At 45.6% G+C, this 14,658-nt stretch carries 14 protein-coding genes; 5 read left to right on the forward strand and 9 right to left on the reverse strand.

Translation table 11 applies throughout. From position 1 onward, the window contains the following. Positions 1 to 79: 79 nt before the first annotated feature. The 6 genes from DWZ03_RS03725 to DWZ03_RS03750 all read right to left on the reverse strand — a co-directional run bounded on the left by DWZ03_RS03725 (position 80) and on the right by DWZ03_RS03750 (position 5,882). Positions 80 to 862 (reverse strand): porin family protein, encoded by a 783-nt coding sequence (locus DWZ03_RS03725; protein ID WP_098032345.1) that lies wholly within the window; start codon positions 860 to 862, stop codon positions 80 to 82. Between the two features lie 25 nt (positions 863 to 887). After that, the gene (locus DWZ03_RS03730) at positions 888 to 2,054 is read right to left on the reverse strand and encodes a PCMD domain-containing protein (protein WP_098032341.1); all 1,167 of its coding nucleotides are present in this window, start codon (positions 2,052 to 2,054) and stop codon (positions 888 to 890) included. A gap of 145 nt (positions 2,055 to 2,199) precedes the next feature. Further along, complete coding sequence (locus DWZ03_RS03735) at positions 2,200 to 3,039, reverse strand: zinc ribbon domain-containing protein (RefSeq protein ID WP_005827804.1); 840 nt, start codon at positions 3,037 to 3,039, stop codon at positions 2,200 to 2,202. Positions 3,040 to 3,044: 5 nt separating this feature from the next. Further along, positions 3,045 to 4,139 (reverse strand): Nif3-like dinuclear metal center hexameric protein, encoded by a 1,095-nt coding sequence (locus tag DWZ03_RS03740; RefSeq protein WP_044469177.1) that lies wholly within the window; start codon positions 4,137 to 4,139, stop codon positions 3,045 to 3,047. 307 nt (positions 4,140 to 4,446) lie between these two features. Next, positions 4,447 to 5,247, reverse strand: a complete 801-nt coding sequence (locus DWZ03_RS03745; RefSeq protein WP_120128892.1) for an ABC transporter permease — start codon at positions 5,245 to 5,247, stop codon at positions 4,447 to 4,449. 11 nt (positions 5,248 to 5,258) lie between these two features. Next, positions 5,259 to 5,882: an ATP-binding cassette domain-containing protein gene (locus tag DWZ03_RS03750; protein WP_005827815.1), complete on the reverse strand. Its 624-nt coding sequence runs from the start codon at positions 5,880 to 5,882 to the stop codon at positions 5,259 to 5,261. A 92-nt stretch (positions 5,883 to 5,974) separates the two neighbouring features. Between DWZ03_RS03750 and DWZ03_RS03755 the strand changes: the two genes are divergently transcribed. The 3 genes from DWZ03_RS03755 to DWZ03_RS03765 all read left to right on the forward strand — a co-directional run bounded on the left by DWZ03_RS03755 (position 5,975) and on the right by DWZ03_RS03765 (position 8,693). Beyond that, positions 5,975 to 6,511, forward strand: a complete 537-nt coding sequence (locus tag DWZ03_RS03755; RefSeq protein WP_009038385.1) for a ferredoxin domain-containing protein — start codon at positions 5,975 to 5,977, stop codon at positions 6,509 to 6,511. 138 nt (positions 6,512 to 6,649) lie between these two features. Continuing rightward, the gene (locus DWZ03_RS03760) at positions 6,650 to 7,765 is read left to right on the forward strand and encodes an agmatine deiminase family protein (RefSeq protein WP_005837171.1); all 1,116 of its coding nucleotides are present in this window, start codon (positions 6,650 to 6,652) and stop codon (positions 7,763 to 7,765) included. A gap of 40 nt (positions 7,766 to 7,805) precedes the next feature. Beyond that, on the forward strand, positions 7,806 to 8,693 hold the full coding sequence (locus tag DWZ03_RS03765; RefSeq protein WP_005827821.1) for a carbon-nitrogen hydrolase: 888 nt from the start codon (positions 7,806 to 7,808) through the stop codon (positions 8,691 to 8,693). A gap of 26 nt (positions 8,694 to 8,719) precedes the next feature. Here the strand turns inward: DWZ03_RS03765 and DWZ03_RS03770 are convergent, their stop codons facing one another. The 3 genes from DWZ03_RS03770 to DWZ03_RS03780 all read right to left on the reverse strand — a co-directional run bounded on the left by DWZ03_RS03770 (position 8,720) and on the right by DWZ03_RS03780 (position 12,054). Then, positions 8,720 to 9,100 carry a GtrA family protein gene (locus DWZ03_RS03770; RefSeq protein ID WP_005827823.1) on the reverse strand — a complete coding sequence of 127 codons (381 nt, stop codon included), beginning with the start codon at positions 9,098 to 9,100 and terminating at the stop codon, positions 8,720 to 8,722. Between the two features lie 21 nt (positions 9,101 to 9,121). Then, entirely contained in the window at positions 9,122 to 10,879 is a 1,758-nt protein-coding gene (gene aspS / locus DWZ03_RS03775) for an aspartate--tRNA ligase (RefSeq protein WP_009038388.1), read from the reverse strand. 131 nt (positions 10,880 to 11,010) lie between these two features. After that, positions 11,011 to 12,054: a diacylglycerol/lipid kinase family protein gene (locus tag DWZ03_RS03780; protein WP_005827827.1), complete on the reverse strand. Its 1,044-nt coding sequence runs from the start codon at positions 12,052 to 12,054 to the stop codon at positions 11,011 to 11,013. 207 nt (positions 12,055 to 12,261) lie between these two features. On the opposite strand from DWZ03_RS03780, the gene spt reads away from it, so the two are divergent. Next, complete coding sequence (gene spt, locus DWZ03_RS03790; RefSeq protein ID WP_005837169.1) at positions 12,262 to 13,449, forward strand: serine palmitoyltransferase; 1,188 nt, start codon at positions 12,262 to 12,264, stop codon at positions 13,447 to 13,449. A gap of 99 nt (positions 13,450 to 13,548) precedes the next feature. Continuing rightward, positions 13,549 to 14,355 (forward strand): M48 family metallopeptidase, encoded by an 807-nt coding sequence (locus tag DWZ03_RS03795; protein ID WP_009038390.1) that lies wholly within the window; start codon positions 13,549 to 13,551, stop codon positions 14,353 to 14,355. Positions 14,356 to 14,658: the final 303 nt, after the last annotated feature.

Below are 14,658 nucleotides of genomic sequence, written 5' to 3' on the forward strand. Positions count from 1 at the left end.
GTGGTTATCTTTTTATGGGATTGATAACAACCTAAACCTTTATTTGTTTATGAGTATTTACTCGGTATACCCGAGTATCTTAGAAGGCATACCCGAAACCCACATTCAAGTAGATGGGATACATGGCAAAGGTAATGGTATTGAAATCCTTCTTGAAAATATCATTCAATCCCCATGTAAGGTCGGCAAATACACTCAGATGTTTGAAGGCACGCCAGTCTACGCCTGCCTGCACGCCCCAAGCGAACTTGCGCAAGTCATCCGAAAAGTCGTAAGTGGCAATGGCACCGTCGGAGAAGTTGACTTTCTTTCCGGTAGGATTACCTTCACGCAGATAACCTTCATATACATATCCGGAGAATTCCTCATCCATCAGGTAGGATACATATGCACCTGCTTTGGCTCGCAATCGTGAGTTGACTTTATATGCTCCAAGTACGGGGACAGTAATGTAGGCATTGCGTACTTTGGTTTTTACTCCTCCCGTCCAGTTACCTTTCAAGCGGTTACCGTCATTTCCTATGATTTCCATGCCATAGTTCTTTACTGTCGCTTTGGTAATCATATTTTTGGTTTCCAGTCTTACACCGGTTATTACTCCCCATTTTTTAGTTTTTCCCAACCACTTGATGGCATTTCCTTCCAGCATAAGAGCTAAAGTAGGATTGTAGGCATCGATACTCCGTATTTCTACGGGCAATGGAAGCGGAGAAGTACCACCGATGCTGACACCGGCTCTTATCTCATATTCCCATCCGTGCAGGGCAGCGTTTATAAGCGTACGATTCTGATTCTCTTGAGCGTATATGGCAGTTTGCATACAACCTACCAATGCGATGAATGCTAATATTTTCTTTATCATGTTGTATTCCAATTCTACAGGGTTCTTATTCGAAAATCAGTTCCACGTCATCCACTAAAAGGGTACTTCCGGGCGCACCTTCAAAAGTTGCCCCGTCCTTGCTGGATGCAAAAATGATACTTAGTTTATATTTTCCTTTTGCCAGTTTGGTTTCATCTATTTCTTTTCCATATCTCTGATAGTCAAAAGGAATGTCGAAAGCTTCCCAATCATCGGTTTCGTGGGGATTGGATATTAGAGCTAAAGCTACCATACTGGGATGTTCATAGTTCTGGTTTGGCAGATTTCCATCCAATATTACTTCCGTAACTTCTCCTGCTTCGTTGTAACTTTCGCCTTCATAAAAGATTGCATAGATGTTCATCACATCTTTACGGTCGGTGTATCCGCCGTTTTCATAAAAACGTTCACCGGCTTTGTACTTGTACCAACCTTTTAGACGTGAGGGCTTATAACAGAAAGGAGTGCCGAAATGTGTGGCTTTCAATGGGCTGGTGAGAGCATTCGTCATATCAAACTCACCGATAAACAAATTTCCGGCAGCTATCGGCATACCTACCATTGCTCCCAGAGAGCCGGTAAGCCGAGTTTCTAATTTGGCACACTTTCCGTTTTTACCATTGTCATATTGTGACGTAGGGTAATTTTCAGTAGCTGATGAACTGGCTGCCCAGTTGAATCCTTCATTTCCACTGGCCCATGTCAGTTCCAATCCGTCTTGTTCTTCATAGAACTCCTGATATTTGTATTTGGGGTTAATTCCATTGATAAGTCGTATGTCTTCAAAATGGAATTCATTTGGGATGTCTGATACCGATTGTTCGCGTACACCGATGGAATATACTCGCTGCCAAGCCTTGTTCTCGGAAGTTACGGTATACTTTACCCTTTTTCCGTCAGAGAAATCGTGTTCACTACCACTTTCCGGACTAATGGTAGCGCCCGGCGTCAACTCAAACAGGGGGGATAGTTTGTTTAAAGGAGTGCCCTCTTTTACTTTTACTAATATGGGGTAGGCCTGCAGATTATCATTGTAAGACGGATTTAAATTGAAACGAGCGCTTGCCAGTACATCTTCTTCAAAAGAGATGCCTGTTATATCAGCTTCAGCATTGGGTGCTTCATCTTTTATGCACGATGCCATCAATATTCCGAAAAGTGAATAGAGTATGAATAATTTGTTTAGTCTCATGCTTTTTAATTTAATTCTATTAATTTTTCAAGCAACAAAACTACTTCTTTTTTCTCTAATAGCAGGTTTTTATGAGCTTATTTAACAAAAAAACGGCAATAGGTGCTTTACTATTGCCGTTTTATATATAGAAAATGTTCTATTTTTAATTATCTGAGCCGATATGTACGATTTTTCTTTTGGCTCTTACTGGCTTTTCCTTTACAACTTCCACTTTCTGTTCGGGAGTTATACCTGCTAATTCCGGGTCAATCATGATACGGCCACAATATTCGCAAACGATAATTTTCTTGCGTGAGCGGATGTCCAATTGTCTCTGGGGCGGAATCTTGTTGAAGCAACCACCGCAAGCATCACGCTGTACGTATACAATACCCAGTCCATTGCGTGAATTCTTACGGATACGTTTGAAGGACTGAAGCAGACGGGGTTCAATCTTTGTTTCCAGTTCTTTGGCTTTGTCTCTCAGCTTCTCTTCCTCTTGCTTGGTCTCGGAGATGATTTCGTCCAGTTCGCTCTTCTTTACGTCGAGGTCTTTTTGTCTTTCTTCCAGAGCAGCAGTGCTTTCTGCTACTTCCTGAGATTTTTCTTCCTCTTGTGCGGCAAATTCCTTGATACGCTTTTCGCAGAGTTCGATTTCCAATGTCTGGAATTCGATTTCCTTGCTTAAGAAGTCATATTCGCGGTTGTTGCGTACGTTGTCCTGCTGGTCTTTATATTTAGCTACAGAAGCCTTTGCGGTTTCAATTTCAACTTTCTTTCCTGCAATGGAGGATTTCAACTCGGCAACTTCTGCCTTGATTCTGTCTATACGGGTACTCAGACCGGCTATTTCGTCTTCCAAGTCCTGTACTTCCAGTGGAAGTTCACCTCTCAACGTCTTGATTTCATCGATTTTGGACAGCATTGTCTGCAATTGGAACAAAGCTTTCAACTTCTGTTCTACGGTTAATTCCTGAGGATCTTTTTTTGCTTCTTTAGCCATTTTACTTACATGTATTTTATGGGGTTTGTATTCACTTTGGTCATCTGAACCTCAAAATGAGGAAACAAATCCCGGATTATTGTATAAAATATTTCTTTCGTATATTGCTCACTTTCATAATGCCCTATTTCAGCCAATAATATATCGGTATCATGTCCGAAATAGTCATGGTATTTTATCTCGCCGGTGATAAAGACATCTGCACGGTTGCGGATGGCAAGCGGCATTAGGAAAGCGCCGGCGCCGCCACATAATGCAACAGTCTGTATTTCCCGCCCGAGGAGTTTGTTATGTCTGAGACACCCTACTTCGAAGGTTTTCTTTATCCGTTTCAGGAATTCAAGTTCTGTCTCCGGTACTTCCAATTCGCCAATGACACCGGCTCCGGCTTGTGGCCATGAGTTTTGCAAGGGATAAATATCATAGACCGGTTCTTCATATGGATGTGCCGCAAGCAGTGCCTTGACAGTTGCCGCTTTTTTGTAGGCGGGTATGATTGTCTCAATACGTACTTCACGTTCGGTATGCAGCTCCCCTATCGCTCCACAGTATGGGGTGGCACCTTCCCGGGCTCGGAATGTCCCCTCGCCTTCCATGTTATAACTGCACAAATCATAGTTGCCGATATTGCCGCATCCAGCGTCGAACAAGGCTTTCCTCACGTCTTCCGCTTGGGCGGTCGGTACAAATGTAGTCAGCTTTACCAGCGCATTTTCCTTGGCTTCCAGGATACGGACATTCTTCAAACCGATTTTCTCGGCAATCTTGAAGTTCACTCCTCCCGGTGCATTATCCAGGTTAGTGTGCGCAGCATAAACAACGATGTCATTCTTGATGGCTTTCAAGATACAACGTTCCACATAATCCTTGCCCGTGATGGATTTATACCCTTTGAAAATGAGAGGGTGATGTGATATAACCACATTATATCCCAATGCAATGGCTTCATCCAGTACAACTTCAGTAACGTCAAGACACAACAAAGCCCCTGTTGCTTCCGCATCTGTCAATCCGATTTGCAGGCCGGCATTGTCAAATCCGTCTTGCAATGGCAGAGGCGCGAACCGTTCAAGGGCGCTTACTAATTCCTTAATTTTCATTGTGAACAGAAAATTTGGTTGCAAATATACGAAAAAGCAATGGATTAAAAAGAATTCCGGTTAAAAAAAGTCTTGTAGACTCACGGCTTTTTTGTTTAATGGAGTTATTGGGAGTTAGAATCCAATAATTCTGTTTTACTTTCTTTATAGAATGTCATGGGGACTCATTGTTATCAGGTACCTGGTTCAACCGGTAAGTCGGATATGATTCATACGGTATGATTGATAATTGAGTCATAAAGATAGCATGAATCATTTATATAGTGTGTAGGGCTAAGGTATTTTTAGAGTTATCCCATCGTTGAATTTATTTCTGCTCCTTCTTCTCCACCATCACCGGCAGTAGCTTGCCGTAGGCGTCGAATGACTTGCGGGAAGCCAGGGAGATTGTAATCATCAGTGACAGCATGGAGGCGGTAAAGGTGATGACCATAATCATCATCTGATATTTGATGGCCACATTCGGGCTGCTGCCACCCAATATCTGGCCAATCATGGTTCCCGGAAAAGCAACCAGCCCCATCACGGATATATTGGCAATCAGCGGACTGAAGGATTTGATGATGGCTTGGCGGATGAAAGGTGCCTGTGCTTCCGCTTTTGTAGCACCATTGCCGAGAAGATACCGGTAAAGCTGTTGTTCCCGTTTCAGTCCACTATAATAGGTGTTGAGGGCTATGACGTTACTGGATAGCATGTTGCCCATCAGTATGCCGAAAATAGGGATGAAATACCGGGCGCTGAATACGTTTTCCACTCTCAGTACTATTCCGATAAAGTACAAGCCTACACATACTACACTGCATAAGAAACCTGCGGATATGGGCAGGAGCAGAATCTTCCTCTTCAATTGCGTTCGTGCCAATGCCGTCTGCGATGCTACAAATATCATGACAATTACCCATAGAAAGTTTATCCACGGGTTATCCCATAAAAAGAGGTAGTTCAAGTATATGCCGATGAAGAACAACTGGACAATCATGCGTGCCGTACCTATCACAGTAGCGCGCAACAGTCCGGTCTTGAACTTCCAGATGTAAAACAGCGGTATTAATAATAGCAATAATCCGATGCCCAGGCTGAGGTATGATATATCTATGGTTCCCAATAGTGTGTATGTTATTTCATGATTATATGTCGGTCACATCCGTTGGCGAATCTTTTGTCATGGGATACGGTCAGTATGGCACTTCCATTTTCTGTCTGCCTGCGGAAGAAAGAGAGTACTTTTTCCGCGGAACCGGAGTCGAGAGCGGAAGTCGGTTCATCGACAATGGTCAGTGGTTTGCCAATCATTGAGGCTACGGCTATCATCATCCGTTGGCGTTGGCCTCCGGATATTTCGTTCACCCGTTTGTAATATAACTCTTGTTCCAGACCCAAATCCTCGAAACATGCAAATAAACGGGTTTCAGAAAAGGGTGTACCCCGGTTTGCCTTTAAACCGAAGGGCAATTGTACCATGTCCTTTACCCATTCCAGCGGCAATGCCAGTTCTTGTGGAATCCATGCAGTCTGCTTACGGACAACGTCGACGTTTCCTTTATCCAGCAGAATGCCGTTCAAGACGATGCGTCCTTCTTTTAACGGAGTAAATCCAAGTATGGCATTCAGCAGTGACGACTTTCCGCATCCCGAAGGGCCGGAGATACTGGCTATCTCTCCCCTTTCCAATTGCAGGTTGAAACCCGAGAAAAGTATATCGTTGCCGTAGGCGATACTGGCATTTTCTATTTGCAGCATGGTGTTCCTTTAATCTTTCTGTTCTGCAAAGATAGTGCAAAAAAATATTTGTGCTATCTTTGACGCACTAATTAATTCAGGAAAGAAAGACTATGATACAGAATGAACGGGATTGCCGCCACGAACATGTGCTTGACGTGGCAAGGCAAATGCTGACTGCTGCGCGCACGGCACCGAAAGGAAAAGGTATTGATGTGATTGAAGCTGCGCTGGTTACGGGTGAAGACATTAAGAAGCTGTCTGAAAAGATGGTCGCTATGGTTGAAGAGCACGGTATGAAGTTCTTTCTCCGTGATGCGGACAACATTTTGCAGGCTGAATGTGTAATTATAATAGGTACGCGCGAGCAGACGCAAAGTTTGAATTGCGGACACTGCGGTTTTCCCACTTGTGCCGGTCGTCCGGAGGGAGTACCTTGTGCTTTGAATACGGTGGATGTAGGGATAGCTGTAGGTTCGGCTTGTGCCATGGCTGCCGATTTGAGGGTGGATACCCGTGTCATGTTTTCTGCCGGACTTGCCGCTCAGCGTTTGGATTGGCTGAAAGGATGCAAGACTGTCTTTGCCATTCCGGTGAGTGCATCCTCCAAGAATCCATTCTTCGACCGGAAACCGAAGGAAGATAAGTGATAATTGACGAGTAGAGGTTTACAATCATAGAGTAGAGGTTTAGAAGTCTGAAGTAGAGGTTTGGCAATTCTAAACCTAAGGTTTATTCTCCCTCTCTCTGCTAACTTAAAAAGTAACGAATTAGAAAAGATAAATAATATGGGATATTTTGTAGGACTGCCGCTGGGTGGTGCCGCAGAGAAGGACTGTCAGGTGCGTTTTGGCAAGAATATGACTTTTCAGGTAGAGACACGTGCTCCCCACTTGCCTGCCGAATGGGCTTTGCAAAGCGGCATACAGCTTACATGGCCCCATGCGGGTACAGACTGGACCTATATGTTGGACGAAGTGCAGGAATGTTTTGTAGCCATTGCCCACGAAATAGCCGCCCGGGAGACATTGCTGATTGTAACCCCAGAACCGGATGAGGTGAAGAAACAGATTCTCGGCAGGGTGAATATGGAAAATGTCCGTTTCCTGAAGTGTGAGACGAATGATACTTGGGCACGCGACCATGGAGCCATCACCCTACTGGATGCTGACGGTGTATCTCTGCTCGACTTTAAGTTCAACGGGTGGGGATTGAAGTTTGCATCCGATAAGGATAATTTGATTACGCGTCGTGCGGTGGAGTCGGAAGTGATGAAAGGAAAGTATGTAAATCGCTTGGGGTTTGTCCTTGAAGGCGGTTCCATCGAAAGTGACGGCATGGGTACGTTGCTCACCACCTCCGAATGCCTGCTTTCGCCTAACCGGAACGGACAGATGAACCGGGTGGAAATTGAGGAATATCTTCGTTCCGTTTTTCACCTGCAACGTGTTCTTTGGCTGGACCACGGTTATTTGGCAGGTGACGATACGGACAGTCATATAGACACGCTGGCCCGTTTCTGCCCTGCCGACACGATAGCCTATGTACAATGCAAGGATGCGGATGATGAGCATTACGAAGAACTGCATCGCATGGAGGAGCAACTGAAGACTTTCCGTACGTTGAAGGGGGAACCTTACCGTTTGCTGGCTTTGCCCATGGCCGATAAGATAGAAGAGGAAGGGGAACGGCTTCCTGCCACTTACGCTAATTTCTTGATTCTGAATGATGCAGTGCTTTACCCCACCTATCGCCAGCCGGAGAATGATGCCCGCGCGGGGGAAGTGTTGCGGGAGGCTTTTCCCGGTTATGAAATTATCGGGATAGATTGCCGTGCTTTGATTAAGCAACACGGCTCTTTGCATTGTGTTACCATGCAATATCCCGTAGGGGTGTTGAAGTAATGTCGATTATACATAGTAAAACAATAAACCATAGAATAAGATGACAAGAAAAATAAAAGTAGGTATTATCCAGCAGGCCAATACCAAGGACCTCAGGACTAATTTAATGAATTTGGCCAAAAGTATAGAGGCATGTGCGGCGCATGGGGCTCAATTGGTTGTTTTGCAGGAGCTGCATAACTCTCTGTATTTCTGTCAGACGGAAAACACGCAGTTGTTCGACTTGGCAGAACCGATTCCCGGTCCTTCTACGGGATTCTATTCAGAGTTGGCTGCTGCCAACGATATTGTGCTGGTCACTTCTCTGTTCGAGAAACGCGCTCCCGGATTGTATCATAACACAGCGGTTGTTTTTGAACGTGACGGCAGCATTGCCGGGAAATACCGGAAGATGCATATTCCTGATGACCCCGCCTATTATGAGAAATTCTATTTTACTCCCGGTGATATAGGCTTCGAACCTATTCAGACATCTTTGGGCAAATTGGGAGTTTTGGTGTGCTGGGACCAATGGTATCCGGAAGCAGCACGTCTGATGGCGCTGAAGGGAGCTGAAATACTGATATATCCTACGGCTATCGGTTGGGAAAGCAGTGATACGGATGATGAAAAGGCGCGTCAGCTCAATGCTTGGATTATTTCCCAGCGTGGACATGCTGTGGCCAACGGCTTGCCGGTTGTTTCAGTGAACCGTGTGGGACATGAGCCGGATCCTTCCATGCAGACCAATGGTATCTTGTTTTGGGGAAATAGTTTTGTGGCCGGACCGCAAGGCGAGTTCCTGGCCCAAGCAGGAAACGAACGGCCGGAAAATATCGTTGTAGAGGTGGACTTGGAACGTTCGGAAAATGTACGCCGTTGGTGGCCTTTCCTGCGCGACCGCAGAATTGATGCCTATGCCGGATTGACAAAACGATTTCTTGACTGATAACGACGGGGATCTCTGGGGGAGAACTAACGGAATGTCACCCGTTTGTTCATCAGGAAATTGACACTTCCGTAGATGAATAATCCCAGGAACTGGGCAAGGTATTCGTTGCAGTCCAGTCCCTCCACCAGCCCTATGAGGAAAAGGAATTGCGCTCCGTAAGCCATTCCGAAAGCTATAGAAAAGAGCAGCACTTGTCGCCAAGTGTTGCTCTTTTTTTCTGTAGGGAATATCCAATACTTGCACCAGATGAAGTTGTGTATCTGTGCAAGTATATATGCGGTTACATTGGAGAGCATATAGTTGATGTCCAGTTCGTCCATCATTACCCAAACGGTAACAGCCATAATCAAGGCATTCAGCGTGCCGATTACCGCAAAACGAAAAATGCGTGCAGACTCTTTCACTCTCCTACTCTGTATCTGCTTTTACTCTTTCACTTCAACAGTCAGATTCAGTTCGTCCAGCTGCTTCTGGTCAATAGCCGAAGGTGCATCCAGCATTACATCGCGTCCACTGTTGTTTTTGGGGAATGCAATGCAGTCGCGGATACTGTCGAGACCTGCGAAGATGCTGACCCAACGGTCCAGACCGTATGCCAGACCACCGTGAGGAGGTGCACCGTATTTGAAGGCATTCATCAGGAAGCCGAACTGCTCCTGAGCCTTCTCGGGAGTGAATCCGAGAATCTCGAACATTTTGGCCTGCAACTGTGCATCGTGGATACGGATGGAACCTCCACCCACTTCAATACCGTTGCACACCATGTCGTATGCATCGGCACGGACAGCTGCCGGGTCTGTATCCAGCAAAGGAATATCTTCGTCTTTCGGATGGGTGAACGGGTGGTGCATAGCCATCAGGCGGCCTTCTTCATCGCTCCACTCAAACATCGGGAAGTCAACCACCCAAAGGCAGACGAACTTGTTCTTGTCGCGCAATCCCAGTTGGTTACCCATTTCAAGGCGCAACTCGTTCAGTTGCTTGCGGGTCTTCATGGCGTCGTCACCGCTCAGAATCAGAATCAGGTCACCCGGCTTGGCGTTGAAAGCAGCCTTCATTTCCTGCAATACTTCCTGCGCATAGAACTTGTCGACACTTGATTTTACGTTGCCGTCTGCCTCTACGCGCGCGTATACCATACCTTTGGCACCGATTTGCGGTCTTTTCACGAATTCGGTCAGTGCATCCAGCTGTTTGCGTGTATAGTGTGCGGCGCCTTCTGCGCAGATACCGCCGATGTAGGCGGCATTGTCGAATACCGGGAATCCGTGTCCCTTCATGATGTCCATCAGTTCCACGAACTTCATGCCGAAACGGAGGTCGGGCTTGTCGCTGCCGTAATATTTCATGGCGTCTGCCCATGGCATGCGCATGAACGGCTCGTTCATCTCTACGCCACGGATTTCCTTGAACAGATATTTGGCCATGCCTTCGAAGAGGTTGATGACGTCATCCTGCTCCACAAAAGACATTTCGCAGTCAATCTGTGTGAATTCCGGCTGGCGGTCAGCACGCAGGTCTTCGTCACGGAAGCATTTGGCTATCTGGAAGTAACGGTCGAAACCGGAAACCATCAACAACTGTTTCAGTGTCTGCGGGCTTTGAGGCAAGGCATAGAATTGTCCCGGGTTCATGCGTGAAGGAACGACGAAATCGCGTGCACCTTCGGGTGTGGAGCCTACCAGAATCGGAGTTTCCACTTCGATGAATCCCTGGCTGTCCAGGTATTTGCGTACTTCAATTGTCATTTTATGGCGAAGCTCCAGATTGCTGCGTACATTGGCACGGCGCAGGTCTAGATAACGGTACTTCATGCGGATATCGTCGCCACCGTCCGTATTTTCCTCGATGGTGAAGGGAGGGGTCAGCGATGAGTTCAGAACATCCAGTTCCGATACGATGATTTCAATGTCTCCCGTCGGGATATGCTGGTTTTTACTGAAACGTTCGTTGACGGTACCCTTAACCTGGATTACGAATTCACGGCCCAAGCGGTTGGCACGCTCGCAAAGTTCGGCATTCACCTCTTCGTTGAACACTAATTGGGTAATTCCGTAACGGTCGCGGAGGTCAATGAAAGTCATGCCTCCCATCTTACGGCTGCGCTGTACCCAACCTGCCAGCGTCACTTGCTTGTTAACATCGGAGATACGGAGTTCTCCGCAGGTGTGTGATCTATACATCTTTTTATTTACTGTTTGACGATTTACTTATTTACTATTTTGAACATGCAAAAATACATAAAACATATTATATGGCGCATCAAAAGGGGAAAGTTATTTTCAGAAACTCCTTTAGTACCTTTTTTACAACATTACATTTTTGTCAGTTTCTTGAATTGCCTTTTGCCTTTATCCAGTATCATCTTGTTTTTATGGGCGATGTCTTCCACAAAAGCATCATTAATTTGTTTCAGTCCGTTGATATAGTCTTGTGCCCGCTGCAAGACATTCGAAGTGTCTTTTTCCGCATCCCGGGGAACAATGACCTGCAGTCCTTTCTTCATAATCTTTACATCTACATTCTCTCCCATCATCATCGGGTCGCCGTCAAAGTGGACTACCCCTGGTTTAGAACGGTGAATACGGAGTGTCTGGCAACGGAACGTCTTAATCCGGCTGTTCTGGTCAATGGTCTTGTTGAAGAGCTGGAAAGAGAGCGACGGTACATCGAGCACAGTGAACGGCTCGAGTATGGTGACGTCCAGCAGTCCGTCGTTCAAGGTGGCTTGTGGGGCAATATACGCATTGTTTCCATATTGCGATGCGTTTCCGCAGGCTATCAGGAACGCCTTGTATCGCAGGGTGCTGCCGTCCATTTCCAGTTCATAGGTTTCCGGACGGTACTTCAGGCTTTCGAGCAGAGTCTTTTCCAGATAAGTGAGTGGTCCTCTCCTTCCCGCCTTGGAGAATTGCAGGCTTACAAATGCGTCGAATCCCACGCCGCAGGTGCAGAAGAAAGGCACATCGTTGATTTTTCCGTAGTCAATGATGTCTATCAGTCCGTCATTGATGATGTCGATGGCCTTTTTCGGCTCCATCGGAATCTGCAGATGGCGGGCAAGTCCGTTGCCGGAACCGCAGGGAATGATGCCCAAAGCGGTTTTTGTATGTACCAGTGAGCGGGCTATCTCATTGATGGTGCCGTCTCCTCCTATGGCGATGACGGCATGTGCATCTTCTTGTGCCTTCTGTGCCGCTATCTCTACGGCATGGCCTGCCCGTTCGGTATAAATCACTTCTTGTGCATACCTTTCCTTATCCAGCTTTTCATCGAGCCACTTCAGTATCTGCTCCTTACTCTGAGTGCCGGATATGGGGTTTATGATAAATGCTATTTTCTTCTTGTTTTCGTTCATGCAAGGGTTGTTGCTATGCAGGTTTTCCAACTGGCAAAAGTAATATAAATATCTGAAAAATTAACCACATAATTCTTTTTAAAATAAGTATAAGTAGTTTTTTTAATGTAAATAGAACATATACCGACATATTTTGCTATCTTTGCCCCCTGTTTTTTAAGACTTGTATTTAATAGAATTAAATATTCATTATATAAAAGATATTTCATGGGTTTACTACAAGACAAATTTGCGAAATACGACCTGCCGCAACAGTTTATGGCAAAAGGCGTATATCCTTATTTCCGCACAATTAACAGCCATCAGGATACAGAGGTAATGATGGATGGTAAAAAGGTTCTGATGTTCGGCTCTAATGCATATATGGGACTGACATATGACAAGCGTATCATTGATGCCTCGATAGCTGCCACAGAAAAATATGGCACCGGCTGTGCAGGTTCCCGCTTTCTGAACGGAACACTCGATATACATGTTGAACTGGAGAAGGAATTGGCTGAATTCGTAGGAAAAGATGAAGCACTCTGTTTTTCTACCGGATTTACTGTAAACGAAGGTATTATTCCTGCTGTTGTGGGCCGTGGGGATTATATCATTTGTGATGACCGTGACCACGCTTCCATTGTAGACGGCCGCCGTCTTGCATTTGCCACTCAGTTGAAGTACAAGCATAACGATATGGAGGCTTTGGAAAAAGAACTCCAGAAATGCGAACCGGATGCTGTAAAGCTGATTGTTGTGGATGGAGTATTTTCCATGGAAGGTGACTTGGCCAATCTGCCCGAAATTGTCCGCCTGAAGAAGAAATACAATGCCAGCATTTACGTGGACGAAGCTCACGGCTTGGGTGTATTCGGAAAACAAGGCCGTGGTGTGTGCGACCATTTCGGTGTTACCGAAGATGTAGACCTGATTATGGGTACATTCAGCAAGTCATTGGCTTCTATCGGTGGTTTTGTTGCTGGAGACAAGGCGGTAATCAATTGGCTGCGCCACAATGCCCGTTCCTATATATTCCAGGCAAGTAGCACACCTGCTGCTACGGCTGCAGCCCGCGAGGCGCTTCACATCATCAAGTCCGAACCTGAACGCATCCAACGTCTGTGGGACATCACTAACTATGCCTTGAAGAAGTTCCGCGATGCAGGCTTCGAAATCGGTGAGACAGAATCTCCTATCATTCCTCTCTATGTGCGTGATACAGAGAAGACATTTATAGTAACGAAGCTGGCTTTTGACGAGGGTATCTTCATCAACCCCGTTATTCCACCTGCATGTGCTCCACAAGATACACTGGTGCGTGTAGCGTTGATGGCTACCCATACGGTCGAACAAGTGGATTATGCTGTAGAAAAATTGACTAAATGTTTCAAGGAATTGGGTATCATCAAGTAAACTTGATTTAAACAGATATTCGGAAAACCGTTTAATAATGATTAGGCGGTTTTTTTTATAGACAAAGCGAAGTAGGATTAAAATTAAATCGTAAAGTACATGAAAAAGAACTTCTTCATCATTACTGCTGTAGTATGCGGAATGAGTTGTACCACCACTGCCTATGCGCAGTTCAAAATCGGTGGAAAGAAAATCAATGTGACCAAAGTTGTCCAAGCCGGTACAGATGCCGTCAAGGCCATTTCATTGTCCGATGCTGACATTGCAGCGATGAGCAAGGAATATATGGAATGGATGGATACGCACAATCCGCTGACAAAGCCCGATACGGATTACGGCAAGCGTCTGGAGAAGCTGACCGGAAATATCAAGGAAGTGGACGGCTTGAAGGTGAACTTCGGTGTTTATGAAGTAATAGATGTGAATGCCTTTGCGTGCGGTGATGGTAGTGTACGCATCTGTGCCGGACTGATGGACATCATGACGGATGATGAAGTGATGGCAGTTGTCGGCCACGAGATAGGTCACGTCATCCATACGGATTCCAAAGATGCGATGAAGAATGCTTACCTTCGTTCGGCTGTGAAGAATGCTGCCGGTGCGGCAAGTTCTACGGTATCCAAATTGAGTGATTCTGAACTGGGTGCCATGGCCGAGGCATTGGCAGGTGCTCAATACTCCCAGAAGCAGGAGACGGAAGCGGATGATTACGGCTTTGAATTCTGCATCAAGAATAATCTCGATCCGTATGCCATGTACAATGCTTTGAACAAATTGCTTGAACTTTCAGCGGAAGCACCGAAGGAATCCAAGTTCCAGAAGATGTTCTCTTCTCATCCGGATACAGCCAAGCGCGTGGCACGTGCCAAGGAGAAAGCGGATGAATATATGAAGGATAAGAAATAACTATCCGTTGCTTACTATGATGAAGTGGGATCAGAGGTTTCTCTGAATCCCACTTTTTTTGTGCCGAGACTATGATATGGGCTTCTGAGGGAGCTAATGGGATAGTTCGTTAGTTCACAGTGCTGAACACTTTGTTTTAGCTATAGAAAACAAAGTGTTTTTCTATTTGAAACAAACTGTTCTTTTAAGGGAAACGAAGTGTTCTCTTTAATGAAACACACTGTTCGGTTAAGGGAAACACTTTGTTCTGTTTGGTAAAACTTCTTTTATTTACTTATTTGCTTTTAAATTAGAATAATTTTA

Origin of the sequence: Bacteroides sp. AF29-11 (assembly GCF_003602895.1) — a bacterium.
GTDB lineage: Bacteria > Bacteroidota > Bacteroidia > Bacteroidales > Bacteroidaceae > Bacteroides > Bacteroides uniformis.

What these genes read in the sequence shown, in the direction of transcription:
- DWZ03_RS03755 (WP_009038385.1), top strand. Translation starts at nt 5,975, where the DNA reads ATGATACAGAATGAACGGGATTGCCGCCACGAACATGTGCTTGACGTG.
- DWZ03_RS03760 (WP_005837171.1), top strand. Translation starts at nt 6,650, where the DNA reads ATGGGATATTTTGTAGGACTGCCGCTGGGTGGTGCCGCAGAGAAGGAC.
- DWZ03_RS03740 (WP_044469177.1), bottom strand. Translation starts at nt 4,139, where the DNA reads ATGAAAATTAAGGAATTAGTAAGCGCCCTTGAACGGTTCGCGCCTCTG.
- DWZ03_RS03725 (WP_098032345.1), bottom strand. Translation starts at nt 862, where the DNA reads ATGATAAAGAAAATATTAGCATTCATCGCATTGGTAGGTTGTATGCAA.
- DWZ03_RS03765 (WP_005827821.1), top strand. Translation starts at nt 7,806, where the DNA reads ATGACAAGAAAAATAAAAGTAGGTATTATCCAGCAGGCCAATACCAAG.
- aspS (WP_009038388.1), bottom strand. Translation starts at nt 10,879, where the DNA reads ATGTATAGATCACACACCTGCGGAGAACTCCGTATCTCCGATGTTAAC.
- DWZ03_RS03780 (WP_005827827.1), bottom strand. Translation starts at nt 12,054, where the DNA reads ATGAACGAAAACAAGAAGAAAATAGCATTTATCATAAACCCCATATCC.
- DWZ03_RS03750 (WP_005827815.1), bottom strand. Translation starts at nt 5,882, where the DNA reads ATGCTGCAAATAGAAAATGCCAGTATCGCCTACGGCAACGATATACTT.
- spt (WP_005837169.1), top strand. Translation starts at nt 12,262, where the DNA reads ATGGGTTTACTACAAGACAAATTTGCGAAATACGACCTGCCGCAACAG.
- DWZ03_RS03730 (WP_098032341.1), bottom strand. Translation starts at nt 2,054, where the DNA reads ATGAGACTAAACAAATTATTCATACTCTATTCACTTTTCGGAATATTG.
- DWZ03_RS03795 (WP_009038390.1), top strand. Translation starts at nt 13,549, where the DNA reads ATGAAAAAGAACTTCTTCATCATTACTGCTGTAGTATGCGGAATGAGT.
- DWZ03_RS03735 (WP_005827804.1), bottom strand. Translation starts at nt 3,039, where the DNA reads ATGGCTAAAGAAGCAAAAAAAGATCCTCAGGAATTAACCGTAGAACAG.